Below are 26,096 nucleotides of genomic sequence, written 5' to 3'. Positions count from 1 at the left end.
CTTATTGTTGTTCAATAAAGACATTGTATTTTTATAAAATTAAGAAACATTAACTAAAACTTTATATAATGAAATTAAAATTATCCCTACTAGGAATTTTATTCTTAGTTGTATTTTCTGTGAAAGCCCAAGACAAAAATGGAGAGAAACCCACGTTTGTAGGAAAAGCAATTTCTATGCAAAAGGTTCCCTCTATAGCTTCACAAACAAACCTACCTCCAGCTAGAGTTAAAGAAGTAGAAATGCAAGATGCAAGAGCTTCTAAAAATAATGTTGTACCTGGGAAAGATCCACAAACTGAAGATGATTATTTTGTACGTAACCCTCATAGGTTAGCTGGAAAAATAGCTGGAAAGACACCTTCCTTAGTGTTCGATGCTGCTGAATCAAGTTCTCAACCAACCGATCCTTCTCTTGCCGTAGGACCAAACCATGTTCTAGTAGTTTTTAATACGGGTTTTATTATTTACGATAAAGAAGGGAATGCTTTAACAAATCAAATAGCACCTAACCCAACAATATTTCCTAGTGGAGGTTGTTGTGACCTTACTGTATCGTATGATAAAGCAGTAGACCGTTGGGTATTAACATTTTTAGGCGGTGGTGCTCAAATAGCAGTTTCAGATGGACCAGACCCTATTAATGATGGTTGGTTTACATACACAATCCCTTCTGTGAACGATTATCAGAAGCTTTCTGTATGGAGTGATGGATATTATATAACTGATAATACATCAAACACCAGCAATCGTATATATGCACTTGAAAGAGATGCAATGCTAGCAGGTGATCCAAATGCACAAGTTATTGGATTCCCACTTCCTGGGATTGCAACGGATGGTTTTTACAGCCCACAGGCTATTAATGTAACTGATGATAATATGCCTGCGCCAGGTAATGCTCCTATTGTATTTCTTCAGGACGATGCTTGGAGTGGAGTTTCAGAAGATCATATAAAATTATGGACAGTTAATGTGGATTGGGATACCCCAGGAAACTCAACTATATCTCAGCCTAACGAAATTACAACGACTCCATTTATTTCTGTTTTTGACGGAGGTAGTTTCTCAAACTTAACACAGCCCAATGGAGGTGTTGCAATTGATGCTTTGCAAGCTACGGTTATGAATCAAGCTCAATTCAGAAAATTCTCTGGGCATAATTCTGCTGTATTCAATTTTGTTGTTGATACAGATGCCTCTGGCGGAGAGTTAGCGGGTGTTCGTTGGTTTGAATTACGCCAATCTGGTGATGGACAACCATGGTCTATTCACCAAGAAGGAACATATACTTCACCTGATGGGAAACATGCTTGGCACGCTAGTATGATGATGGATATTCAAGGGAATATAGGGATGGGATATACAGCAATGGCTGGCCCAGACACCCCAAACCCTACAGATTTTAGAGTAAGTTCATATTATACAGGTAGATTTACAGGCGACCCTTTAAATACAATGACTATTTCTGAGGAACTAATCGCAGCTGGTAACCAAAATATCCCAGGTCTTAGATATGGTGATTATAGTAAAATTGACATTGATCCCGATAACGATAAAGAGTTTTGGTTTATTAACGAATATATGAACAGCGGTAGAAAAGATGTTGTAGGTGTATTCCAGATTGCCCCTAACTTTAATAATGACGTAGGTGTTGTTAGTATTGATGAGCCAACAGATGGGACTTTGTCAAATAATGAAGATGTAACAGTTACCATATTTAATTATGGTGAAAATTCTCAATCAGATATTCCAGTTGAATTAGTAGTAGATGGAACGACCATAGCTAATGAAGTTTTTGCAGGACCTTTAGCTTCTAATACATCTGAACAGTATACATTTACTGAATCAATAGATTTATCTAACGAAGGACAAACCTATGAAATAACATCATCGACCAATTTAAGTGGAGATGAGGATAACTCTAATGATAGTACTACAGCTAATATCTTACATGTTTTTTCTAATGATATTGGAGTTACTGAAATTACAAGTCCTGAAAGCGGAGATGGATTAGGTGATGAAGAAATAACAGTTGTAATAGAGAATTTTGGTACTGCATCCCAATCAGATTTTAATGTTTCGGCAGAAGTAGACAATAATCCAGTTTCAAAAATAACCGAAACAGTTCCTGGTCCACTGGATGCTGGAAGCACACTTACGTATACATTTACTGAAACACTTAATTTTTCTTCAACTTCAGCTCACCCCTTATTAGTACAAACTGAATTATCAGGAGATGGAGATTCTAGTAACGATGGTGTAACAAAAATTGTAGAAAACTTCCCTTGTGATTCAAATACTAATGATACCAATCAACCTATAGGTCCTGATTCTGGTGAAGTAACTGAGTCAATCATTACTATAACAGATGATTATATTATTAATGATGCAAATGTTTCTTTAAACCTAGAACACACTTATACAGGTGATATAGATATTAAAATAGTAGCTCCTGACGGAACTGAAGTAATACTATCTGACAGAAATGGTGGTTCAGGTGATGATTATATAAGTACTACATTTGATGATGACGCATCATCACCTATTTCTTCTGGAACACCTCCATTTACGGGATCATTTTCACCAGATGGTAATTTATCCGATTTCAATGGACTAACCTCACAAGGTGACTGGACATTGGTTATTACTGATAATGCTGGTGGAGACGGTGGTCAACTTTTAGATTGGACATTACAATTGTGTAGTGACGATTTATTAGGAGTAATAGGAGAAGATTTTGTGGATGGGTCTGAGTTAATCGTTATTAACGAAGGCAATGATCAATTTAAAGCACAGTTGTTAACCACAGATGTGACAAATAAACTATCTATAACAGTTACTAACATGTTAGGCCAAACTTTATTAAGTCACTTAGTAGAGAATACCGGAAATGGGTATGAATATAACCTTGACATGTCATATGTAGCTTCAGGAGTTTATATTGTACGAATAGGAAACAATACTTATGGAAGCGTAAAGCGTATTATTGTTGAATAACTATTCTTTTTAAAATAAGTAATAAAAGGCGGAGCATTTAAGTTCCGCCTTTTTTATGCTCTAAAAATAAGCCCGTAATTGTACGCTACCGGTGTGGACTGTTTTTGACGTTTCACTCTTTCTACCAAAATACGATAGATTAGCATCTAAGTATTTAGTTATTCTTTTCTGAAATAATACTTGCCACGTAAAATTGGTGCCAGGCTGCAGTCCTTCTAACATTTGGTAAGCCACTGGCGAAAAAGCACTGCCTGAAAAATCGTTGGTAATATAATTTAACTCACCATTCATTGAAATTTTTTCGGCATTACTATATGCAAACGAAACCCCTAGTTTTTGTTGATCCAATTGTTCCATTTCTCCTAAGGTATTGTCTTTGTTGGCAAATTGGTAAAATACATCAAACCGGGTCTGTCTGTCGAGTAAATAAGAAATTTTAGGTTCAAACTCATACGTATCTAATTGAAAGTTTCGCCCAGGAAAGTTTTCCGAAGTACTCTCATTATTACCCAAAGCACCTTTTAGGTTTAACAACCAACTCTCCCAAACCTTATGGTTAAATTTTAATTGGTGGCTCTGTAATGTGTTTTTCTGAAGCCCTACCGAAAGCAAGTTGTCGCTAGAAGAAGAAATATACGTATAGCTTGTTGTGTAGCGCTGTTTTCCACGGTTAAAAAACAATGCGTTCCTAAAGTTGAGGTTTAACCCTAATTGGTTATCGCCTCCATCTTCAAAAGGGTTTATGTTAAACCCATCGTTATCTCGTCGTACCTTTCGGTCAATTACATACGATGTTTGGTTGTAAAACTTGGAAAGTATCTTAAAAAACCCTTCTTTGTTAGACCATTGCTGTGGGTTTAACGTAACAATCTGGCTGAATTTATTCTGCCTGATTTTCACAAAAACCTGGTTTGGCAATAATACCCGAACATATTCTGCCTGATCTTGAAATTGTGCTACTTCAAACTCTTCAAGCTCTTGAACCCCATTATCATTATAATCGTTCCAAGTATAAACCCCTTGACCAGCATCCACTTTTACGTATGTGAATTCTTGTTGTGGCACGACACCATTATTAGATTCTAGTGTGGTATTAAGCCGGATCCCGTTATCAAATAAAGATTGATTGTAGATAATACGGGAATTTAGCGATTTTTCCAATTGTTCCTCTGCAGCTTGAGGAGGATTAATAACGTTAGAAAAACCTGTGGAATCTCTTGAAACTGCTTCCCGTTTTAAAACCCGATAATTAGCAAATACCGAAAGTTGTGTGTTTTCATTGCTAATTAATTTCGACTTCAAAAAGTAGGTGTTCGAGCTGTTTACTTTCTCAAGCGTTGCATTGCGAATACTATCGTTAATTTGATGACGATAGCCTGCTTCTACAAAAACATCTGTGCTATCACCAATTCCTGCAAATGCTTCGTAAGACTGAAACTTTTGACTTACAGGTGTTAATTCATCATCTTGTATGGTTCGCACTTGGTTGTCTTCATACGCTATTTTACCGCCCACCCAGCTTTTATTGAAGGAATAGGTTGTGGTATTTGCCAAGCGAGTAAACTTACTGTCTAGCGAATCACTTTTACTGTTTAGTAAGCTTGCATTGGTTCGGGTTCGTAACTTTTTTAGTTTAATTGCTGAAGTAATCACGTGTCGCACCCCACTAAAGTTTTCAGAAAAATCTAAATTCTGAAACTCATAGCTTCCACCACCAATTTCAGGATATGAAAAATTTACTCCAGATGTTATAAAACGTTGATCCCCCACTGGATTTATCAAGTTCCAATCCCGATTAAATTCAATGTTATACAATCGTTCAATGGTCCTGAAATCCTTGTTGATGAAATCTACTGTACCATACCCGTTTACTTGTAGAGTATCCTGTGTGTTCAAAATTTGTTGTCTGGCGGTTAAGCGCCCTGCAAACCCATCATTATTGCCGTCGTCAATGTTTGAAAATAGGTTGAGGTCGTTTTGACTTCCAGCTACTTCAAAACCAATGTCTGTTTTTCCCGAAGGGCGATACCGACCATTCAAGCCACCAATTTGTAATTTTGTGGGTGCATTTAATTGTATAATGGGCTCGTAATTACCTTGTGGCACACCATTGACAGGAGCTACATATTCAAAAATACGACTGATGGCACTTTGGTCACTTACTACATAATTGCCTTGATTATTTCCCACTAACGTAAACCGAACGCTAAACAATTCATCTTCTGGGTTATTGGAAAAAACAAATACTTCTTGACCACCAATAACTTCTTTTTTATATAAAATTTTGTTTTCTGAATATGGATCTGGAATAGCTGAAGGAGCAATCATTTTATCCATGTCATCGCCAGCAGCCCCTAAAATAGCTACTTGCTCTTCTGATAGGTTTTGCTGTAACGGTTGATTTTTAGCATCATTTTCCGAATAGATATACGTACCAATATCCAATTTTTCACTACTGTAGTTTCCACCACCATAACCAATAAATCTAGTGTAACTACGATCGGAATATTGATATTCAACCGTAATACGCATATTAGCGGTAATGGGGTAGGTAGAATTGAACTTTATTTCCCCAGCGTTATAATCAATTACATAGTCATTGTTTTCCCCTCTTTGTAACAGCAGGCCGTTTACATACACTCGCTCGCTACCCGAAACAATCAAGATAAACAGTTCGCCATTGGGTCCCACCAACTTATAAGGCCCTTGGTTACCTTCTTGCCCAGTAAATTCACTTCGCTGAAATACTCCTCGAACAATTGCACCACTCGCAAAAGCTGAGGTTTTGGCTCCGTTATTGTGTTCAAAAGTACCGCCGAGGGCAATTCCCTGAACTTTTTTAGTAAAACGGCCAAAATAACTATTGTTGTTTTCAAGATCTACATCACCTGCTCTTATTTTCCAATTATCGCTGTAGAGTTCAATAAAAATCTGATCAAATTCATCTAAACTTTGCGAATAACCACCCTCTTGTGTAGGTATGTTGGCATCTTGTATCGAAGCTCTAATAGAAACCTTATCACTTAATTTTCCTGTAATCTGAAGGTCTAGCTGGGAATTTAAAACTGCGTTTTGATTGTTCCCAATGGTAATGCCTCGTGAAATACTTCCTACGGTATTTAGACCGTCAAAAGGGGTAAAAGTGTTATCGGCAGTGCTTTCTTCCAAAGAGTATAATTTTTCAATGGCACCGGTATTTTCAACAATTAAATTTTTGTCAAACGTATAATAGTCGCGAGTTAAAAAAAGAGGATAGCGTAGGTATTCAATAGTGATGGAATCTTTGGATTGTTTAATTTCTTCAGAAAAAATTACAGTTCCTTTTTCATAATCCACGGTATAGGAAAGGGAATCGATAACCGCTCCTGTATTGTCTATAACTCGAAATTGGGAAGGGTTGATGCTAAAACTATCCACCACAACGGTATCGGTTATCACTGTTTTTTTTGTTCGATAATTGGACAGCGTATCCTGCGCAAAGCCAACTGCGGCTATAAGAAATGCTAAAATAAACAGGTATAATTTCATATTATTCTCCTCTGGAGGCAGGAATCCCTTTACCTATACAACTTAACACAATGGTTTTTATTTTGTGGTTTTTTTAAGAAAAACTTTCAAAGGAGATTTGGAAATTTTTGTAGCAAGGTAGTAATAGGTTTAATTTATTTCTTTAATAAGAAGCAAACGGAATAGATAATAAATTTTAGGAGTTAACTTTTTTACTGAAGAACACTGCTTGAATTTAAAAAAATTGTATTTTTGCCATCCCTATTTGCCTTGGTGGCGGAATTGGTAGACCTGCCTCTGCCGGCAGGCAGGCGCGCTGGATTCAAAATCCAAATTTTGAAAGGCTCAATAAAGTATGCCGAAGTGGTGGAATTGGTAGACACGATGGATTCAAAATCCATTGCTCACAAGGCGTGCGGGTTCGATTCCCGCCTTCGGTACTAAAAAAGCTGAGATGAAAATCTCGGCTTTTTTTTATGACTTGGTACAACATAGGTACAACATTTTCACTTTTTTCTTCCTTTAATTAAGTTTGATGCTTGATGCTCTCATTTGCAATCAAACAGTATTTCTTAAGGTTGTAATTAATATTTTCTGCAATATCTCATCCTTTGTTCTTCGGTTGAGAGTTTTTTATCATACAATATACACGCAAGGTAAACTCGTAAAATGCTTCCATCAAAAGACTACGGCATAAAGCCACCGCTTCTTCCCCTACTCATTTATTCCGTTTCCTTTTGAGCCAAGATTTTATCTTCCGTTTGGTTTCTGCTCAAATATTGTTTAATCAAAAATTTGAGTATTATGACAACAAAAGCGAGTACCACAAAGAAGCGCAGTAGAACTAAAGTAGCTGCCAAGAATGAAGTAAATGAAAAGAAATCATCCGTACTTCAAATTCAGAACTTACCATTGGGTAAAATCAAGCCTGACCTTGAGCAGCCCAGAAAGACTTTTAATGATGATGCCTTGCAACAGCTTTCTGAGAGTATCGAAAAGCACGGTGTGTTGCAGCCAATCACGGTAAGGCAACTAAATGGCCATTACATCATCGTGATGGGCGAACGTCGATATCGTGCGAGCAAGCTTGCAGGAAAAAAGACCGTACCCTGTATCGTAAGAAGTTATGAGAACAACGATGTTCTGGAAGTTCAGATTATCGAGAACCTGCAAAGACAGGATGTCGAGCCCACCGAAGAAGCTGAGGCGATTGCTTACCTAAGTGAGAAATATTCACCTACCGAAATTGCGAAGCGATTGGGTAGAACGGATAACTTCATCAGACAGCGATTAAAATTAGCCGGATTGATTGACGGTTTCAAGCACTATGTCCGCAATGGCGAAATGACCATTTCCTTGGGTGTTGGTGTCGCTTTATTTGAACCTGAAGAACAACAGATGATGTTGGAAACAATGGGCGAAAATTTTAATGCACATCAGATAAACAGGATGATTAAAGACCAGACCTATGATTTGGAAAAAGCATCTTTTGATGTAGCCGATAAAAAATTGGTTCCGAAAGTTGGGTCTTGTGTTGAATGTCCTTTCAATGCAGCTAATCAAGGCAATCTGTTCGGCGAAGGAAAAATGGTCTGTACGAAAGCAGCCTGTTTTGAAACGAAGAAAAGCAAGTCGTTCTTAAACTTGATTGAGAAATGCAAGAAAGAGAAAATACTGTTGATTCCAGAAATACGACAGTATTGGGCGGATGACGAAAGTAATCAGCTCGTTATATCAAAATTGGAAAAGAACGGATTGAAAGTCTATTTACTGGATGATGTTGAAATTATAGAGCATCCGATTGAGCCTACAATCGAGGGTATCAAGATAGAATATCAGCATTACGATTATTCTGAAGATGAATTAAAGGCAGAATTGGATGAAGCAATGCAGAATTATAAAGAAGCATTGGAAAAGTTCAATTCAGCAAAAGAAGATGGATTTAAAAACGGTATTGTGTTTCATCCTGAAACATATCAACACAAAGAAGTATTTGTTAAGGTCATTGAGAAATCTGAAACAGAAAATTCAACATATTCAGAACCATTAGCCAACAGAAAAATGGCAGATTGTACGCCCGAAGAACAAATCGTAAAAATCAACGAAAGGGAAATCCGGAAGAAGCAAATTGAGAACAACAAGCAGTTTGAAGATGTTGTGCAGATGATTCGTGAGACCAAATACATTGATACGAAGAAGACACTTTCAACAGATGAAATGGTGGCATTCTCGATATCGCTATTTGAGAACAATGTGGACTATATGAGCCAACAGAAGTACTTCTCAAAATTCTTAGGCAACACTTCAAAGATGACCAAAGTTGAAATGGTCGAGAATTTCAAGAAGAAGTTCAAAAAGGAAATCTTCCATAAGTTGATACGCTATATGCTCACAAAGCAAATACATTTTGGCGAAAGCAATCACGTCAACAATCTGACGAACATTTCATTCTACAATGCGATGCAAGGGTATTACAAATCCAAGATTGCCAGCATAGAAAAGGAATATGCTGAAAAACGAGACAAGCGTGAAGCACGTTTGAAAGAGCGCATCACAGTTCTTGAAAAGAAAGTTCAGGAACTCAACGAGTAGCTTTTGTTGTTTGAAGAAGGGTCGGCATTCGTGCTGGCCCTTTTTCTTTTGTATGATAGTTTTTTAAAAGATGCATCTACAAGGAAGGGGTTATCAATCAATAGTTAGCGCAAAGGTAAACTCGTAAAATACACCCATCAAAAGACTACGGCATAAAACCAACGCAACATCCTACGCTTATTTATTCCGTTTCCTTTTGAGCTGAGATTTTAGCTTCCGTTTGGGTACTGCTCAAATATTGTTTAATCAAAATATATCATTATGAAACGAGTATCCAAAAAACCTAAAATTTCGCTACAAGAAGCTGAAAAGCATTATCAGTCGAGTAGTGAAAATTATGACTTTGATAGTGGCGAAAGTCACTTGGCTTATTACAGGGATAAGCATCCCAACTATTACCGATTATTATCAGAAAATGTTTAATCTAAATTCAAAAGCTATGTATTTACAAAATTTGCAACAGGATGAAATCTTCGTACCATCAGAAATGAAATCCTTAAAAAGTCTGACCCAGATGGAATCCCGAAGAGGGCTTGAAAATGTCATTATCTCAAATGGTAAAATCGTCAACGTGGTATCGAACAGCTATGGCCACATTCCGAACCAACTGTTCTTCAAGAAAGCTGAAGAAATGCTGACCGATGCACAGCTGAACTTCCATAAACGCACCATCAACAAAAATGACAGGTCGTTCATTACTGACTTTATTATCGAAGATAAAAGCCAGTTTACCGTCAAGAACGATAAAGACCTGATACTACCGATGCTTCGGTTCAAAAACTCGTATGACGGAAGTGAAAAGACCTCTGGACACTTCGGGATTTATAGGGAAGTATGCTCAAATGGTCTGCACGTTTCACAGGCTGAAATTGAGTTTTCAATCAAACACAGTAAGAACAATACACACTTGATTATGCCGAGATTAAATAATCTATTCGATAAATTTCTGGACAATGAGTTCTATACTATTACCAAGAAATTCGACAAAATGAAGGAATTTAAAATCATCGATACACAAGAATTTGTGAAGGCAATTCTCGACGGAACGAAACTGTTCAGATACGAGTGTAGCGATAAGAACAGCGACCCTTCAAAAAAGTCTCGTGAGGTCATAGAAATCTTGAACTATGAAGCCTTGTTGCTCAATGAAGAACCAAATCTCTGGTTGGGCTATAATGCGTTTAATTCAGTACTTCATAATGTCTTAAAGAAAAGCTTTGGTCAACAAGAACGGTTGGATAGAAAGCTGTTTGATGAAGTCTATGCTATGGCATAAATTAAATAAAGGTTTGTCCAGTACCTCAAACTGGATGGCTGAGCATATAACGAACGATTACTTCTAATCCCATTCAGCACATTCCCCTACATTCCACGCTCGCCAGCTGAAAAAGCAGGCAACCACTTCATTTTGGGAAAAGAGCTTCACTACAAAGGTCTTGGACACAATCCCCAATTTCAGCTTTCCATTCCGTTAACCCTTCCCGCTATGCTGGGAAGGAACACTTCATTCCAGAGCCAAAATCGTGAATTAAGTCCGCTTTTACATCGGAAAGCCATCGGCTTGATTTTCTTGACAGGATTTTCGGCGCGGTCTTCTTGAGCCCTCACTCGAAAATCCTTAAAAACCAAACCGCTGTCTTACACATTTTAAGGGGTTTATAATGGATAAAGCCTTTGTTGTTTTTCGGGTCGTCGAAAAACAGGCACGACATAACCAATTCTAACTTAACCACAGCCACTTATCTCGCTTAACTGTCGGTACGCTCAAACGCAACTGCGTTTAAAAGAATTGCTAATGCCCTTATGGAACTTGTCAAGACTGTACGAGTTTTAGTGAAAAATAAGGTTTCTACTTCCTTGAAATTCCAAGGAATTTACTACGTCGCAAACACACCTGATTTATTCCCCAAAAGTCTTGACAAAACCCACTCTATCCATTGTGCGATGCACAGAAGAAAAGAACAAACACCCCTTAAAATTTAATCTGTTTTAAATCAATAGGGGAAATATAAATCACTTAAATATTTTATTATGAGTACTATTAGAAATCACGTACAATTGATTGGAAACGTTGGTCAAGAGCCAACCATTACGAACCTTGAAAGCGGTAAGAAAGTAGCCCGCTTCTCACTCGCTACGAACGAGTATTACAAAGACAGCAAAGGCGAAAAGCAAACGGACACCAACTGGCATACAGTAGTAGCTTGGGGCAAGACTGCTGAAATCGTTGAGAAATTTGTCGAAAAAGGCAAAGAAGTAGGAATTACAGGGAAACTAAAGACCCGAACTTACACCACCGATGATGGCAACCAACGTTATGTAACGGAAGTTGTAGCCGATGAAATCCTATTACTTGGAAGCAAGAGCGACAAGTAATCTTCAAAAAGAAAGAGGGCGTAACCGTCGAAAGATGCGCCCTCTTTTTACATTATCCATTAATTAAAATCAGATAACAATGAAAGCACAAGTTAACGAAATAAAAGAGCGATTGCAATATTTTACAGGAACAGAAATGTTCTACCAAATCCCATTATTAAGAACCCGATTTACGGACGGATTGAAATATTTATCGGAAGTAGCAGAATGTTTTTGGCTCATTACGGACACATCGGTAATCGCAAAAAGTCTGATGAACCGAAGCGAATTTGTAACCATTGACTTCAAAAGATTATCCGAAGAAAAGCAGGATTTTACAGGTTACGAAGCCGAGATAGTTTACAGCGATGGCAACGATAATATTTTAGAAAAACACGGTTACAGAGCAACCGATTTTCCACTCGATGAACTGCGGTTATTTTTTGTAAATGATACGCTGATGTTACCAAGCGAATATTAAAAATCGGACGTTATGATATATCTAAATTTTACCGATTTGAACGAGGAAACACAAGAGCGATTAATTGCCAATTCCAAAGAAGAAGTAAAGCATAAGTATGGCAAGGATATAATTGATTATGCTACAAAGCATAATACCAATTTGGATAAAATATTGGATGAAGAAGCATTGCGGAATTTGTATTCCTATACCTATGTATTCAACATATAATTTTTGATACTGATTAAATAAGCACCTCTAAAAGTTTAGAGGTGTTTTTTTATACAGTTAATATATAGTCAAGAAAAAAACGTATCTTTATTTCGCTGAAATTCAGCATTCAAATTTAAGTAGGGTTATCCACTTTTCGACTTTCGCCGATAACCGTACACATCGAAAAATAACTATCGGAAAATTATTTTCCCTGAAAATGGCAATCGGCTCTTTAGCCGGATTGTATGGATTTTTGTCACGCTTGCGCGTGACGAAAAGGAATAGCAAGAGGGTAACACGCTGCGCGATGTTTCGGATTCCTTTTCGTTTTCAAATAGCTGATTACCAGCGATTTGAATATTTTATAATTTCTTGACAATCAACGATTTGCGACAAACGGGCTGTAAAGACCCATTTTTAGGGAAGATTTTGCGACAAATCGGCGAAATATGAACTCATTTACTGGAATTAGATTTAAAAAGGAAACCGCAAAACGCTTCCAAACTTTCTCACGCAAGTACTTCAAATCACACACCGAAGCAATGGCTACGATGCTCGATTTTTTCTTCTACAATGAAATTTCGCCAAAGGAAAAATTAGGTCCAACTGGACGAACCATCGAAGCTAAATTGCTTAAAAGAATCAATGCGGTTATTGCCATTATGCGGGATGTCGAAAAGACACAGACTAAACCTACGGTGGCGATGATTCAATCCCTTTTTGAAATGGAAGAACCTGCAAAAAAACCTTTGATTGTAGAAAAGAAATATGCTGAAGAAAAGAAGGATGTCCGCTTTCGCGAAAAGAAAAACCAAAGCAATCAACTGTAGATTTTTGAGCTATGTACATCACAATCACACCTCAAAAGTTGGGTACTAATTATTCACAAAGTTCAGCAGATTTTGTTGGCTATTTGGAAAAGGAAAATCAAGGTTTGGAACAGCACGAAATGGAACATTTTTTCAATCAATATGGCGATGAGATTTCCGCTGAAGAAGTGGTCAAAGAAATTGATGGAAACACCGCAAAATTAAAAAAGAAAGAACCCAAGTTTTATTCTATCACGGTCAGTCCTTCAAAGTATGAATTGCAAAAACTTCAGAACAACAGTCAAGATTTAAAAACCTACACTCGTCAATTGATGAAAGATTATGTTGCCAGTTTCAATCGGGAAATAAACGGGCGACCTATAACCATCGATGATATAAAATACTATGCGAAAATTGAACACCAAAGAACATTCAAGGGAACAGATTTTCAGATTAAAGAAAACCAATCTTTTGCTACAAAAATTCTTCAGCTGAAAACCGAAATCAGAAACATTCAAGAAGGACGAGCTGAAGGGAATATTAAAAGGATGAAAAAAGAAATCGCCAAACTGGAACTGCAAGCGCCACATCAACAAAACGGAAAACGGATTGTCCAGGGAATGAAAAAGGATGGAAACCAAAGTCATATTCATATAATCGTGAGCCGAAAGGATGCTTCCAATTCGGTCAGTCTTTCCCCAGGAAGTAAACACAAAGCTTCCGAAGTTGAAATGCACGGCAAAAAGGTAAAGCGTGGTTTTGATAGAGATGCCTTTTTCACGAAAGCGGAAAAAACGTTCGACAAAACTTTTGACTACAAACGCAACTTTGCTGAGACCTACAAAGCAAGAAAGGATTTTGTAAAGAATCCCAATCTCTATTTCGCTGCCTTGATGAAACTGCCAGCAAATGAAAAGGCGTTGGCGTTTAAAATGATTACCAAATCAGGATTACCGATAGTGCCAAGTATTCCAGTTAATCAAGCACAAATTGCACTTCGAATTTTCAAACGGTTAAGACGTGGCGCAGAAGTGGCCATCAAATCAAGTTCAATTGGAATTTAGGGTATGGAAATAGACAATCTCATAACGATACTCTCAATTATTGGTGTGGCCAATATGGTTTTTTATGCGATGTTTCGAGTGAGCAAGTATGCGCTTTTCTTGAATTTCATAATGCTTTCGTTCTTGGTAATCTATTTAACCGAAGTGAACGAATTAGTATCGATATTGCTATATCTGGTATGCCCTCTAATGTTAATTAATATAGGGTTGTATGTCTTTCTGCATAAAATCGAAACCGTACAGAATGGCGACAGAAAATACCAAGTCTATTTTGCCACTAACAAAGGAAATTTCAAATTGGATAATATCAAAAGGGGCGCATCCATCATTGGTTCTGCGGGAAGTGGAAAGACCGAAAGTGTGGTGTATGGCTTTTTAAAACATTTCCGGAAAGAAAGCTTTTGCGGAATCATTCACGACTACAAGGATTTTGAATTAACCGAAATGGCATATCCACTTTTTAAGGATAGCGATATTCCTTTTAAGGTTATTTCCTTTGATAAAATTATCCATAGGGTAAATCCTGTTGCGCCACGCTACTTAGAGAACGAGGAAAGCGTAAACGAGGTGTCGAGGGTGTTGATTGAAAACCTTTTGGAACAACGGGAAGGTGGAACTACAGGAACAACAAAATTCTTTAACGATGCCGCTGAAGGCTTGATAGGTGGATTGATTTGGAAACTGAAAACCGACTATCCCAAATACTGTACGCTTCCACATTTGATAGCCATCTATCAAATGCTCGATACGGATAGCCTTATCCAGTTTTTGGAAACAAATACCACATCGAGAGCGATGGCAGATGCTTTTATTAGTGGTAAGGATTCGGATAGGCAGACCGCTGGTGTAAAAAGTACTTTGGCGAATGCGCTGAAACGTATTAGTACACAGCGTATTTTTATGGCATTGTCCGCAGACGAAGTGCCATTGAATATTAATAGCGAGGAAAACCCTGCAATAATTTCGGTAGTAAACAACCCTAAATATGAAACATCCTATTCGCCAGTAATTGCCACAATCATTCACACCATTACTAAACAAATGAGTGTAAGAAATTCCAAACCGTCATTCCTGTTGATGGAAGAAGCACCAACGATTCGCCTATTGAATATGCACCGAATTCCGGCAACACTTAGAAGTTATGATATTGCCACCATTTACGTAATGCAGGATAAGATACAGAACGATATGATGTATGGCGACAAGGCAAGCAAAGCAATATTGAGCAACTTGTCTTACCAGTTTTTCGGTAAGGTAAATGACCCAGATACTGCTAAATATTACGAACGCTTTTTTGAAATCATCAAAGACCCAACCAAAAGCATCAGCCGAGGCCATAATCTCGATTTTGATACGCGAATCACAACGGGCGAAAAAGAAATCCCGAAAATTAGAGCAGACGTTTTCTTTCGATTAAAACAGGGCGAATTTATAACCTATGCTGATGGTAAGGATAAGAAAGTGCAGTTTAAATTGTCAAGAATTCAGCGGCAGCTTCCTGAAGAATCCAAGCAATTTTCTCAGGCGGATTTAGTGGCTAATTTTGAGCGGGTTTATGATGAGGCGAAGTCGATTTTTCAGAATTAAATATGCATTATTAGCAGCCTTAAATTAAACTGGGAAACTTAAGAGTTGGGGAATCTAATTCAACCCCTAAATTATTAAGTTTTTCTTTTGTGTTATCTGAGATTGGTTCTAAACAAGCGATACATAGCACTTTTCTCGCCCTACTGAAAGCTACATAGCCCAATCTTGGATAGTCACTTGTGCCTCTGTCCGAATGTGCATCTCTGGTTGCAGTATTAGTTTCTAACCAAAGATTAAGTTCTGCTTCATTTTTAGCAACAGCGAGTATAGCATCTAATTCAAGACCTTTAAATCTATGAATGTTTGAAACCATTATAGCTTCTGCATCGGTGTTAGAAACGATGATTTGCCTGAGGTTATCCAATTTAAAAGGTATATTGTTTTCGATAGTAAGGTCAAACTCATCTTTAACGAAAGCAGCAAAAGTGTTTTCGTTTGTTATAACTTCCGCACGAATGGCTCTTATTATTTGAACCGCCATTATCCTTAAATCAAATGGCGTTAAACCTTGTTCTTCACAAAAGGCATTTTGGTTAGTTCCCAAAGAGGATAGTAATGTGTCTTTGATTTCTGAAACTGCTGAAACCTTAGCAGATTTATCTGGGGCAAGAACATTTCCATTCAAAGCGGCGACGGCCTTATTTACGACATCATTCTTTTTGGCTATTATACCTCGCTCTTTATGCGAAATGTTTTCGTTTTCACATCGAGCAAAGAATTCTGGAAGCATTACCGTAATATTTTGGGTCGCACTTATAAATTTTACAGGTGTACCAAGTATCTCGTTATGACATTGTTGTTCAAATGTATTGTCCTCATAAACACGTTTGCTAAAATTATTCAAGAATGTCACAATCGTGTTTACTGAGCGTCGATTAGTCTTATTTAATCGGGTCTCATATTGGTTCATTCTTGAAGCTTTGAGAATCGGAATGTTTTGAAAGTTCTTAACGGAAGAGTCAAAGCTTTGGATATATTGTTCTGGGTCGCCAACGCAATAAATTACGGTCCTTTTTTCCTTTCTAAGAGATTCTATTATTGAGAACATTTTATTTCCAGTATCTTGAAATTCGTCCACATACAAATACTGTATTCTGTTAGCCAACATTTCCTTTATTCTCTTGTTCAAGATAGCTTTTTCGCCTAAGTTAAGAGTCTGGTCATAAGTAATGTACCCACTTTTGTGTAAGGATTTGGTCAATTTGCTTTTAATACGATTTTTAGCTTTATAGTCAGGTGTTTCACCGTTGTTGTCAAACATCCTTTTTAAAACATCATCAGTCCCGCATTGAATAAATAGTTTTTCCCCATTTACATCTTCATTATGTAAACTCGAATACGGAATCACTATAAATCTATTCAAAAAGGAATGAATGGTGCCAATAAATAAATTAGGTGGTATGGCTATTCTCTTGCCGAGCCGTTTTTTTATGTTTTTTGTTGCTGAATTGGTATAGGTAACAACTATCATATAACGATGACGTTCCAAGGATTTTAGGGCGTGAATTATTTCGTCTACCATTCCGTGGGTTTTTCCAGCCCCAGGACCAGCGATAACAAGTTTTGGCTTAGTTACATTTCCCATATCTATTACATCAAAGGGTCTAAAAATTTAATACCATCTTCAATGTATTTTGGTAATGTAAAACCGCTATGGTCTTCTGTCAGCGATAGTGAGAGTTGCAAAGCAAATTCGCTTTTATAGCCTTCAATTAAAGCAAAATATCCTTCGACATCAATATCACTTGTGCCTAATTCTTCTACATATTTTTTCCCAGAGTTAGGCCGTACCAGTTGAACAACTTTACACAAGATTTTTTTACCATTTCCAGATTTATTGCAGTCAATTAAATCTTTTTCAAACGTAGATAATTCAGAAATTTGAACATCAACTTCATCTACAGCATCATATTTGTCTTTAAGTTCTTGAGCCCTATGCTCTGTTTGTGTTCCAATATCGCTATCAGTTAAAACTAAGCACCTTGTATGAAAACCGTTTACGATTATTTGTATAAAATTTTTGAAGGCAAGTCCATTAACATTAACCACAGCAGTTGCAGATTGGTCAATAGTTTCGCCAGTTTGGATTTTATAGAATATAGGAAATAGAAGTTTTTCAGAAATCCCTTCTACCAATGCCAATCTTCTTGAATAAAACAAATTGACATTCTCACTATCAAGATATTTTTTGAGATAGTTTACTTGTCTTTTTTCTTCGGCAGTTGTTCCAAAACCTTCCAATATATAATGAGGTTGTACGATGCCGTTTTTATAATGAAGCACCACAGTATTTTCAAAATCAATTTTGGTAGTAATATGGTTAGAATGTGAAGTTAGAATGAGCTGTATATCTTTTCTGTAAGTACCGTCCTCTTTTTTTATAAGCCCTTCAAGATTAGAGGCTAAATGATTCTGAAGATTTGCGTGAAGATGCGCTTCTGGTTCTTCAAGTCCGACAATTCTGAAGAAAGTGGACTGCATTCGCTCTGGATCTTCTATGAAAGAGAGCATTAACGAAATAAAAAGAAGGTTGTTTCGCCCAGTTCCATTACGTTCGATTTTTATGGGGTTATCGTTGTAAATTAGGCTCAGTTTCCTTAATAAGTCCGATACATTTGGTAGAGAGAATATAAGGTCTACTACATTATTGGATGTTTCGGTACTCAATGAAATTTTATCAAGTTGCTCTGAAATCCGAGTCTTTATTCCTGAAATAGCTACATTACCTTCAATTGCTCGTTGAAGACCTACTAACTGTTTTTTTAAGTCTTGATATTCGGTTTCTTCATTTGCATTAAGCACTCTAAAAAGTAATCCGTTATTCCTACTTGCGGAAAGTTCTGATTTGGCATCTCTGAGTGCATCCAATAGCTCAAACTTAAGTTGGTTTAAGTGATAGGCATTCGCTACGCTCTCATTTTGATTTCCACCGTGAATACGGTAATAGTACTTTGAAATGGGAAAATTTATTAGATTCAGAATTTCGCTTTCGGGTATTTTATTAAATTCCTCAGACCCTAATTCATTTTCGTAGTCCTTAAGAAACTGCCTTTGCAGGGTTATTTCTTCAATTGTATCAAAAGATGATATTGGTGCAAACGTATAGGTAAGAGTAGCTTCTGTAAATTCAGAATTACTCATCCAGTCAGTTATAACAGCTTCTTGTTTTAGATTCCAATCCTTAAGAGTTGCTTTTATTGTAATTTTTGGATAGGAAATATCCTTTGGCTCTATAGAAGTATCAAGAATTTCTTTTTTAAGCTTCAGAATAGTCTCGTAATTAAAGTCTGAGACCTCTAACATACGCCTTTTGAAAAAAGACACTTCTTGGCTGAATATTAAGCCTAAAGAGTCTAAAAAATTGGATTTTCCGATGTTATTTTCACCAATAATTTGCGTTACTGGTTTTAGTTTTACAGTAAAGTTTTTAAAATTCCTATAATTTATTACTTCAAGTTGTGATACATACATATGGTAGTCGAAAGGTTGGTTTTAGGTTATAAAATTAACAAAGTTAATCCTGCATAAAAAGAAGAATAACTATTAAAGTCCAAATCCTTTGAAATCTTCTTTCCTGTAAGTCTTACTATGTGAGATAGTTGGTTTTTTAAAATAACCTAATTCGTTTTGAACTTCCTTGGCACTTGCTATGAATTCTTCACTCATTTCCGGAATATAGTGAGCGCAAATATCATAAACATCTTGTCCATTGCCATTATTCCCAAAACCAATACCTATAACTTTCTCAACACTTGGATTTTCCATTCTGGCGACAATGCATCTAAGCTCTAACTCTTTTTCTTTGCCTTCCCAATTCTTGGAAGTTAAGGGCATAAATACGTAACAATGATTAGCGTCTTTCAGAGGTCTTAGCATTCTGGCACTCGACTTTCTTTGAATAGCATTATCCAAAATACCACCTAATTCTATTCTATTTATACGAGATTCTTGATTGATAACTCTTATGGCTTCCTCTAACTCATTTCTGTATTCATCAGTAGTTTCTTTGGTAATATGGTAATTATGTAATTGTGCAATCATATAATCCCAAATATAGCTTTGAGGTAAGAGATTTTGCCATTCTGCATATTCTTTAGACTCTATGTAAGAATCCCACAGCCCACCGTCAGATACTATCGAGTCCACTTTTTCATCTACATCGAGAGCAGTTTGGATATAAAAAGCAAGAAAATCAGATTCTTTGGGCATAGAGAAATATTTTCCTTTTAGAAACTGCACTTTGTCCGTAAGATACTTTGTGAAATCTGTAATGGTGTCAAGTTCGCTCAACAGTATTGATGTCGATTCCTCATCAAAAACGTGAACAAAGCCTTGACTAAAATCACCATAAGGTAAAGGGACTGTGTTGTCGCTTCCAAAAGCAATCGCAATTCTAAATATTATCCTTTCGTCTTTTGGTGGTAGGGATATTTTGTTCGCTCTGTTTTTGGCATAAACTTCATCCGCAGTTTTAAGAAAGCGTTCAGCACCATAAATTTGTTTTGCAGAATCTTCAATAGCTTTTTTTACCCAACGCTCATATCTAACATTTTCATCAGAGTGGTTTGACATTCTAATATCCTTTACGGAAATGATTAAAATATAATTACCGCAAACAACCAAAACATCACATAACTCTTTATTCTTTTTACCTACAGGATTTGGAAAGTTCCAAAAGGGAAGGAAAGATTTTTGGCACAAATTGGCAACATAGCGTTCTGAAGGTGTCATTAAATAAAGTGGATGTTAAACAGATTATAAGAAAAAATAAATATAATTTATTAATGCTATATACTTTATGATAAGAAGCAAAACCTATTCCCACAATTTAATATCATTATCTTTACTGTCAGATTTTTTATTTAAATAATGACCGAAACAAACCGCATAGAATACAAACGAGAACTGTCCGATGGACTTGAAAAAGAGGTCATTGCTTTTTTAAACTATCGTGAAGGCGGCATTATTTATATTGGTATTGATAAGGAAGGGAATACTTACGGTCTGGCTGATGCGGATGGCGACCAATTAAAAATTAAAGACAGGTTAAAGAACAATATCCGTCCTTCAGCTTTGGGTTTGTTTGATATTGTAAGCGAGGAAAGAGAAGGCAAGAATATCTTGAAAATCATTGTGGCGAGCGGTCCAGAAAAACCTTATCATCTCAAAAAATACGGGATGAGCGAAAAGGGTTGTTTTATCCGCTTAGGGTCAGCAGCTGAACCGATGCCACAAAAAATGATTGACGAGCTCTTTGCTAAGCGCACCCGAAATTCCATCAGCAAAATTAAAGCGGGTCGTCAAGATTTAAGCTTTAGCCAGTTGAAAATCTACTACGAGGAATCGGGTCACACCCTTGGTAAAGCTTTTGCAAAGAACTTGGAACTATTGACTGAAGATGGTGCATTCAATTATGCTGGCTATCTTTTGGCAGATAAGAACAATACTTCTATTAAAGTAGCCAAGTATTCGGGCAAAACCCGAACAGACTTGATAGAAAGCAACGAATATGGTCACGAATGCTTGGTCAAAGCCACCAAGCAAGTGATTGATAAAATTGCGGTTGAAAACAGAACCAACACAAAAATAACCGCCAAAGAAAGACAACAAGCCAACCTTTGGAATCCCATTGCCTTGCGAGAGGCCATCATTAATGCTTTTGTACATAATGATTATACCAATGAAATTACCCCAAAGTTTGAAATATTTGCGGATAGAATTGAAATCACATCGGCAGGCGGTCTTCCGGAAGGATTGAGCAAACAGGAATTTTTCGAGGGCTTTTCAGTTCCACGGAATAAAGAACTGATGCGGATTTTTAAGGATTTGGAACTTGTGGAACAGTTGGGTTCTGGCATCCCTCGTATTTTGGAACACTATGGCAAAGAGAGTTTTGGCTTTTCGGACAACTTCCTTAGAATGACTTTTACCGCTAAAGAAACTGCTGTTGAAGAAGGTGGTGTAATGGGTGGTCAAAAAGGTGGTGTAATAGGTGGTGCAATAGGTGGTGTAATTGATACGACTGAAGCTCTAACTAAAAGACAAAAAGAAGTTCTTAAACTTATTGCTGCTAATCCTTCCATAACTTATAACGAAATAGCTGAAGCTTTGGGTATTAATGAATCTGCTGTTGGTAAGCATATTACAGCTATCAAAAATAAAGGATTTTTAACGCGTCAAGGCGATACAAGAGGTTATTGGGAAATCAATCTCGATAAGAACTGATAAAGCTTAAAATGAAAGTCTTTTTTAAAACGGTGCTTTATCCTTTGAACCTCTTGCCGTGGCCAGCCATTTACCATTCTGTTTGACCAGTTTAAAAACACCAGGCGTTTTATCGTAAGCTGTGGTATATTTTACCCAAGCCACGTCGCCCATTATCGTGTCTTGTAACACCTTGAACTCAGAGTCTTTCTTTTTGGTCGCATTGAACATATTTATAGTATTCATATAGTTAAAATATGCCTGTGGTGTTGAGTTAGCTTTTAAAGTCTCTTCATCTTTTTCATAAAAACTTTCAATAACAATTTGGGCTGTAGCACTTGGTCCCGAGATTTTAGTTTCGGAATCAGCACAAGAAAGGAACAGCATTATGAGAGAGAAAACAACAAATTTTTTCATAACAGTATTAATTTGGGTTATTAATATATCTATGCGATAGTTTCATTTCTATGTTCCGTTCGCCATCCTTTTCATTCAATTCCAAAATTGCCCTACGGTCATCGGATAATGAAAATTTGGGCAACACATAAACGAATCGAGCCATTTCATTTTCCTTAATCTTAGACGGCAGATTATGTTTATATATCGGTTCTTTATAGAGTCGTTGCAACGATTTCCTTTTCCCTTTTTGCCGAGTTTCAATCGAAAGGTTCAAGAAATTCAAATCGTAATCCAACGTAGAATTATTTTCAATCTCGATAACGAAATAGAGCTCATCCTTATCAAAAACAATATTCTCTACAGTCAAGATAATACCTTCGTTTCGTTTCTTGATGCGCGCTATGCGCTGTTTTCTATTGAGAAGATATGAGCAGAATTTTTGGTAATAATAGGTGCTGTTATCTACAAGCTCTTCAGAAGATTCAACAAGAACCGAATCCTTTACAATCGGCTTTTCATTACCGATACTACTTGATAGCAGAATGAAATAATTGAGCTTAGAAAGCTGTTTTTTATACCTTACAATATACGAAAAAATTGAACCATTTCTGTTGACTACCAGCAAATTACTTTCCTTCCCAGGCTTTGCTTGAAGAAGTCCGAAATACTGTTCTTTTTCACGGTTATAAGTAAATACAAAATTGTCCGAACCCGTTATGCCTTGTCGTATGGGTTCTGGGAAGAATAGCGCAACGTTCTTGGTGTCGTTGGCATAGATTGTATCAAGTGGTATTGATTGCTCTTGTGCTTTCGCGAAAGCGGAAACAATAATAAGCGCGGAAATAATAATATACTTTTTCATAAGAGTGCGTTTTAAATGCCCATTATAGGCTCATAATTTAGGTTTTAGAATTAATCTGTAATTGTTCAGTACAGTAACTTTTACATTGCGGTTACTACGCCTGAGCACCTTTGTTACGCCACCTACTTGCGGAACGGTAGGTATGTTGATGTCGCCAATAATATCATCCAACACTTCAGTAGTAGCTTCTGCTCTAAAATTGTTCTGTACGTAGATGCCTTCACTACCATCAGATAAATCAAAAGCTTTGAGTTTTGTGGGATGGTGCTTTATTTTTTCAATTTCAATGAGCGCACGATTGGGCTGAAAACTGATAAATCCGAATACAGGTGTATTCTTGGGCATCAGCTTACCATTGATTGTAGCAGTTTTGGTCAGTCGCATTCGCAATCTGGTATTCGCTTTTACAACTTGGTCGCCATCCACAACTACGTAAATAGTTTCATCTGTATTCCCTATGATTGAAATTTCATTGGGTTGGGGGGAAGCAGCAAAAAACAATTGATGTTCCAAGCCCAATTCTTTCGCTTGAATTTTTTGTTCCCGCTTTTCTTCAGCAGAATCGACCGTTGATACCACTTTGCGAACAGTTCTTTTCTGCCCCAAGTTTTGGTATCGCTGTTCTGAATACTGAATTTTGCCTGCCTCATAGATACTATCTACGATACGTTCTTTTTCTCGTTCCGGTAAATCTGGGTCGTAAAACCCCAAGGAATCAATCAGCTTTTCATCATAGATGCTGGGTGCATTGTTTTCACGCACTTTTTTTAAGTCGTTAATCGCATCCAATTTAGAATCGTACTCTTTTTGGTCCTCTTCCAAATCTGGCACTAAAGTCTGTTTAAGGTTTTCAGTCTCATTTTCATCATCGCCCATTACCATTACGGAATAGGAAATCAGGAATATGAAGATTACAGCCAATACCGCTGCAAATACTATTTTATTCTTTTCTACTTTCATAATCGTGTTTTTTATATGCCGATTATCGGCTTTCAACTTTCATCTGATATTTTCTTTAAGGTGTTTTCGAAATAGTTTGTAATCAATAATCCGTGTGGGTTGTTCGGGAAGTTTCGGTCAACCATAATCAAGTTTCCGGTGGAAACCAATTCGTAAGTGTCGATGATTGAACCTCTATTGATTTCAAAAATGGTTATCGTTGTAAATCCATACGAACCATCATTTTCAGATATTCTTGAATCGATGCTCAATACTTTTTGAACCAAGGAATACTGAAGCAATCTGTTGTAAACACCATCGGCTTTTTTCTGGCGGTAGAGATTGTCCACGGAACTATTGCCCAACCACAACGCCTTTTCCAAGTTGCGTTCGTAATTACTGGCATCGATATTATAGAAGTAGTTGTGGAACAGATCCAAATGTGCCAAAGCTTCAACCCGAAAATTTTCCTTTTGGGTCACGAGCTTCAGCGGAATGATACTACCATCGGTATTGATTGCAAAGGCACTATTCAGGGCTTTTTGATTGGTATTGAATACCATCCAAACCGAAAATGTGCTGGATAGTAAGGCGCAGACAACAACTGCCAAAACGATAAATCGATTCAGCTTTAGGACATTGTAAATATTCTTATATGGTGTTTTCATATTTTAATTTTTAATCTGCCTTAGGCAGTAAATAGTCTGAGAGTGAATGACGTGGCACGTTTATACAGTTTGAATTTCAAGAAAACAATAAATCCAACCGAACCTAACTGAACAACGGGCGCAAAAAAGCCTTGACCTGTATCGGTTCCAAAAAGGTTGACCCAAAAATTGGTGTTGATTTCCGTATAAATGGCATTGATGAATACATTGACCAAAAAGAACGCTGGAACGAGCATATACACGGCAGCATACAATTTGAAAAATGTATAGGCGAGCGAACGGAACTTTTCAAATACAGCAAGGCTAATGACCAGAGGAAAAAAGGCTTGCATTATGCCTAAAAGGAAGAATCGTTCTGCCAAGAATAGCGGATAGATGAACAGATCTAATATCCAAAGTATGGTGCTCAGTATGAAAGCCAATATCTTAAAACCGTACAATGGTGTGACCAAGGCTTCATATAATAGTGTCATTGCGGAACTTGCGGCATCAAAGAGACTTACATCTTCCTCTAAAGGAATATCCTGCATTTGCAAAGGCAATAATGCTGGTGCTGTGCCACGATATTGCCCTTCAATAGCGACTAAGATGCCATCGAAAAAGCCTAAGACCTGTGTTGAGAAAATGACCAAGATGACGATAGCAAAATTTTTGACCAGTTCACCAGGACTCAATCCCCAAGTGTAACCGTCCTTATCTGCAATGCCCTCATTGTATTTTTTAAGGATGTTGACCAAAAAGAACAGGACAGCGAGCGTTTTCATTCCCGCAATGGTGTATTGCGAAAAGTTGCTGGCCTGTATGGTCTGGAAGACGGTATCGATGTATTCCAGTCCAATCCCTAAAAGAATAGTGGCGGTCATTGTTTAGTAATTGGTTTCTCGATTATTGACTTTATCCTGCATTTTTCTAAAAGAAATAATGTCACGATAGCGTTTTGTTTTCATAGTGATGCTGGAAACCATTTGTTTGGATTCCAGTTCTTTCGCCTTTAGAATTTCAGCACGTTCGGCATCACTCATTTTTAGGTAATCGCTGGAAAGGACTTCATCAATAAAATCCACCGTGTCCAAAGAATTTTGAACTATGGCATCGAACGATTCCATAACCCTTGAAACTTCATCGGGTTTGATGTAGGGCGAATTCAAAATATCCTGTAAATCATTTTGCATTACGTTGATAAGGCGCTGATTGTTGGCCGCTATTTCTTCAACTGCCCTAAGCTGTTGCACAACGCTTGATACTTTCTCGATGGCTTCTTTTGCATCTTTTAGGAATTTCACAGACTTTATCATTTCTGCTGTCTGTTTTCCAGATTCCAATAGTTGTTTTACCAAACTTATAAAGTTGGTGTTGTCGTAAACTGGCATTCCTTGGCACGTGGCGCGCAATGGCAATAAAAATGTGGTTGCGAATACCAGCATTACTGTGATTGTTT

21 protein-coding genes and 1 tRNA gene are annotated in these 26,096 nt (G+C 37.2%); 12 read left to right on the top strand and 10 right to left on the bottom strand.

The genetic code is table 11. The features are described from left to right. The first annotated feature begins 68 nt into the window (after nt 1-68). Nucleotides 69-2,999, top strand: a complete 2,931-nt coding sequence (locus DZ858_RS02665) for a proprotein convertase P-domain-containing protein (protein WP_117157997.1) — start codon at nt 69-71, stop codon at nt 2,997-2,999. Between the two features lie 60 nt (nt 3,000-3,059). Here DZ858_RS02665 and DZ858_RS02660 read toward each other — a convergent pair whose 3' ends face one another. Continuing rightward, nucleotides 3,060-6,527, bottom strand: a complete 3,468-nt coding sequence (locus tag DZ858_RS02660; RefSeq protein WP_117157996.1) for a hypothetical protein — start codon at nt 6,525-6,527, stop codon at nt 3,060-3,062. Between the two features lie 336 nt (nt 6,528-6,863). On the opposite strand from DZ858_RS02660, the gene DZ858_RS02655 reads away from it, so the two are divergent. The 10 genes from DZ858_RS02655 to DZ858_RS02615 all read left to right on the top strand — a co-directional run bounded on the left by DZ858_RS02655 (nt 6,864) and on the right by DZ858_RS02615 (nt 15,586). Continuing rightward, nucleotides 6,864-6,946, top strand: a tRNA-Leu gene (locus tag DZ858_RS02655). 364 nt (nt 6,947-7,310) lie between these two features. Then, nucleotides 7,311-9,098 (top strand): ParB/RepB/Spo0J family partition protein, encoded by a 1,788-nt coding sequence (locus DZ858_RS02650; protein WP_117157995.1) that lies wholly within the window; start codon nt 7,311-7,313, stop codon nt 9,096-9,098. A 261-nt stretch (nt 9,099-9,359) separates the two neighbouring features. Then, entirely contained in the window at nt 9,360-9,521 is a 162-nt protein-coding gene (locus tag DZ858_RS15155; protein WP_158548341.1) for a hypothetical protein, read from the top strand. Nucleotides 9,522-9,537: 16 nt separating this feature from the next. Beyond that, complete coding sequence (locus DZ858_RS02645) at nt 9,538-10,374, top strand: DUF932 domain-containing protein (protein ID WP_117159493.1); 837 nt, start codon at nt 9,538-9,540, stop codon at nt 10,372-10,374. Nucleotides 10,375-11,129: 755 nt separating this feature from the next. Continuing rightward, complete coding sequence (locus DZ858_RS02640; protein ID WP_089369785.1) at nt 11,130-11,474, top strand: single-stranded DNA-binding protein; 345 nt, start codon at nt 11,130-11,132, stop codon at nt 11,472-11,474. 79 nt (nt 11,475-11,553) lie between these two features. Then, complete coding sequence (locus tag DZ858_RS02635; protein ID WP_117157994.1) at nt 11,554-11,934, top strand: DUF6876 family protein; 381 nt, start codon at nt 11,554-11,556, stop codon at nt 11,932-11,934. 12 nt (nt 11,935-11,946) lie between these two features. Continuing rightward, on the top strand, nt 11,947-12,144 hold the full coding sequence (locus tag DZ858_RS02630) for a hypothetical protein (protein ID WP_117157993.1): 198 nt from the start codon (nt 11,947-11,949) through the stop codon (nt 12,142-12,144). Nucleotides 12,145-12,575: 431 nt separating this feature from the next. Further along, a complete protein-coding gene (locus DZ858_RS02625; protein ID WP_117157992.1) occupies nt 12,576-12,956 on the top strand; it encodes a BfmA/BtgA family mobilization protein in 381 nt (126 codons plus the stop codon). Between the two features lie 11 nt (nt 12,957-12,967). Then, nucleotides 12,968-13,999, top strand: a complete 1,032-nt coding sequence (gene mobB, locus DZ858_RS02620) for a MobB family relaxase (RefSeq protein WP_117157991.1) — start codon at nt 12,968-12,970, stop codon at nt 13,997-13,999. A gap of 3 nt (nt 14,000-14,002) precedes the next feature. Further along, entirely contained in the window at nt 14,003-15,586 is a 1,584-nt protein-coding gene (locus DZ858_RS02615) for a type IV secretory system conjugative DNA transfer family protein (RefSeq protein ID WP_117157990.1), read from the top strand. 19 nt (nt 15,587-15,605) lie between these two features. Here the strand turns inward: DZ858_RS02615 and DZ858_RS02610 are convergent, their stop codons facing one another. The 3 genes from DZ858_RS02610 to DZ858_RS15255 form a co-directional block, all read right to left on the bottom strand. Then, complete coding sequence (locus tag DZ858_RS02610; RefSeq protein WP_117157989.1) at nt 15,606-17,171, bottom strand: UvrD-helicase domain-containing protein; 1,566 nt, start codon at nt 17,169-17,171, stop codon at nt 15,606-15,608. Between the two features lie 5 nt (nt 17,172-17,176). Next, nucleotides 17,177-19,057, bottom strand: coding sequence for an ATP-dependent nuclease (locus DZ858_RS02605; RefSeq protein ID WP_117157988.1), 1,881 nt, complete (start codon nt 19,055-19,057; stop codon nt 17,177-17,179). 72 nt (nt 19,058-19,129) lie between these two features. Beyond that, a complete protein-coding gene (locus DZ858_RS15255) occupies nt 19,130-20,317 on the bottom strand; it encodes a nuclease-related domain-containing protein (RefSeq protein ID WP_239990705.1) in 1,188 nt (395 codons plus the stop codon). Nucleotides 20,318-20,455: 138 nt separating this feature from the next. Between DZ858_RS15255 and DZ858_RS02595 the strand changes: the two genes are divergently transcribed. Next, complete coding sequence (locus DZ858_RS02595) at nt 20,456-21,811, top strand: RNA-binding domain-containing protein (protein WP_117157987.1); 1,356 nt, start codon at nt 20,456-20,458, stop codon at nt 21,809-21,811. Nucleotides 21,812-21,835: 24 nt separating this feature from the next. On the opposite strand, the gene DZ858_RS02590 is transcribed toward DZ858_RS02595, so the two are convergent. From DZ858_RS02590 to DZ858_RS02565, 6 genes are read right to left on the bottom strand one after another with little or no spacing between them, the layout of a single operon-like run. Beyond that, nucleotides 21,836-22,207: a hypothetical protein gene (locus tag DZ858_RS02590; protein WP_117157986.1), complete on the bottom strand. Its 372-nt coding sequence runs from the start codon at nt 22,205-22,207 to the stop codon at nt 21,836-21,838. 7 nt (nt 22,208-22,214) lie between these two features. Next, nucleotides 22,215-23,051 (bottom strand): DUF4138 domain-containing protein, encoded by an 837-nt coding sequence (locus DZ858_RS02585; RefSeq protein WP_117157985.1) that lies wholly within the window; start codon nt 23,049-23,051, stop codon nt 22,215-22,217. 30 nt (nt 23,052-23,081) lie between these two features. After that, nucleotides 23,082-24,011, bottom strand: a complete 930-nt coding sequence (gene traM, locus DZ858_RS02580) for a conjugative transposon protein TraM (protein ID WP_117159492.1) — start codon at nt 24,009-24,011, stop codon at nt 23,082-23,084. Nucleotides 24,012-24,043: 32 nt separating this feature from the next. Continuing rightward, a complete protein-coding gene (locus DZ858_RS02575; protein WP_117157984.1) occupies nt 24,044-24,658 on the bottom strand; it encodes a conjugal transfer protein TraK in 615 nt (204 codons plus the stop codon). 20 nt (nt 24,659-24,678) lie between these two features. Continuing rightward, complete coding sequence (locus tag DZ858_RS02570; protein ID WP_117157983.1) at nt 24,679-25,521, bottom strand: hypothetical protein; 843 nt, start codon at nt 25,519-25,521, stop codon at nt 24,679-24,681. Between the two features lie 3 nt (nt 25,522-25,524). Next, nucleotides 25,525-26,082 (bottom strand): conjugal transfer protein, encoded by a 558-nt coding sequence (locus tag DZ858_RS02565; RefSeq protein WP_117159491.1) that lies wholly within the window; start codon nt 26,080-26,082, stop codon nt 25,525-25,527. Nucleotides 26,083-26,096: the final 14 nt, after the last annotated feature.

The organism is Marixanthomonas ophiurae (assembly GCF_003413745.1).
In the GTDB taxonomy this organism is placed as follows: Bacteria; Bacteroidota; Bacteroidia; order Flavobacteriales; family Flavobacteriaceae; genus Marixanthomonas; species Marixanthomonas ophiurae.
This window is presented reverse-complemented; position numbering and strand designations above follow the sequence as displayed.

Excerpts from the sequence above, each read along its gene's own strand:
- traM (WP_117159492.1), bottom strand. The coding sequence starts at position 24,011 with ATGAAAGTAGAAAAGAATAAAATAGTATTTGCAGCGGTATTGGCTGTA.
- DZ858_RS02640 (WP_089369785.1), top strand. The coding sequence starts at position 11,130 with ATGAGTACTATTAGAAATCACGTACAATTGATTGGAAACGTTGGTCAA.
- DZ858_RS02615 (WP_117157990.1), top strand. The coding sequence starts at position 14,003 with ATGGAAATAGACAATCTCATAACGATACTCTCAATTATTGGTGTGGCC.
- mobB (WP_117157991.1), top strand. The coding sequence starts at position 12,968 with ATGTACATCACAATCACACCTCAAAAGTTGGGTACTAATTATTCACAA.
- DZ858_RS02665 (WP_117157997.1), top strand. The coding sequence starts at position 69 with ATGAAATTAAAATTATCCCTACTAGGAATTTTATTCTTAGTTGTATTT.
- DZ858_RS02605 (WP_117157988.1), bottom strand. The coding sequence starts at position 19,057 with ATGTATGTATCACAACTTGAAGTAATAAATTATAGGAATTTTAAAAAC.
- DZ858_RS02570 (WP_117157983.1), bottom strand. The coding sequence starts at position 25,521 with ATGACCGCCACTATTCTTTTAGGGATTGGACTGGAATACATCGATACC.
- DZ858_RS02565 (WP_117159491.1), bottom strand. The coding sequence starts at position 26,082 with ATGCTGGTATTCGCAACCACATTTTTATTGCCATTGCGCGCCACGTGC.
- DZ858_RS02575 (WP_117157984.1), bottom strand. The coding sequence starts at position 24,658 with ATGAAAACACCATATAAGAATATTTACAATGTCCTAAAGCTGAATCGA.
- DZ858_RS15255 (WP_239990705.1), bottom strand. The coding sequence starts at position 20,317 with ATGACACCTTCAGAACGCTATGTTGCCAATTTGTGCCAAAAATCTTTC.
- DZ858_RS15155 (WP_158548341.1), top strand. The coding sequence starts at position 9,360 with ATGAAACGAGTATCCAAAAAACCTAAAATTTCGCTACAAGAAGCTGAA.
- DZ858_RS02635 (WP_117157994.1), top strand. The coding sequence starts at position 11,554 with ATGAAAGCACAAGTTAACGAAATAAAAGAGCGATTGCAATATTTTACA.
- DZ858_RS02660 (WP_117157996.1), bottom strand. The coding sequence starts at position 6,527 with ATGAAATTATACCTGTTTATTTTAGCATTTCTTATAGCCGCAGTTGGC.
- DZ858_RS02645 (WP_117159493.1), top strand. The coding sequence starts at position 9,538 with ATGTATTTACAAAATTTGCAACAGGATGAAATCTTCGTACCATCAGAA.
- DZ858_RS02650 (WP_117157995.1), top strand. The coding sequence starts at position 7,311 with ATGACAACAAAAGCGAGTACCACAAAGAAGCGCAGTAGAACTAAAGTA.
- DZ858_RS02590 (WP_117157986.1), bottom strand. The coding sequence starts at position 22,207 with ATGAAAAAATTTGTTGTTTTCTCTCTCATAATGCTGTTCCTTTCTTGT.
- DZ858_RS02610 (WP_117157989.1), bottom strand. The coding sequence starts at position 17,171 with ATGGGAAATGTAACTAAGCCAAAACTTGTTATCGCTGGTCCTGGGGCT.
- DZ858_RS02595 (WP_117157987.1), top strand. The coding sequence starts at position 20,456 with ATGACCGAAACAAACCGCATAGAATACAAACGAGAACTGTCCGATGGA.
- DZ858_RS02625 (WP_117157992.1), top strand. The coding sequence starts at position 12,576 with ATGAACTCATTTACTGGAATTAGATTTAAAAAGGAAACCGCAAAACGC.
- DZ858_RS02630 (WP_117157993.1), top strand. The coding sequence starts at position 11,947 with ATGATATATCTAAATTTTACCGATTTGAACGAGGAAACACAAGAGCGA.
- DZ858_RS02585 (WP_117157985.1), bottom strand. The coding sequence starts at position 23,051 with ATGAAAAAGTATATTATTATTTCCGCGCTTATTATTGTTTCCGCTTTC.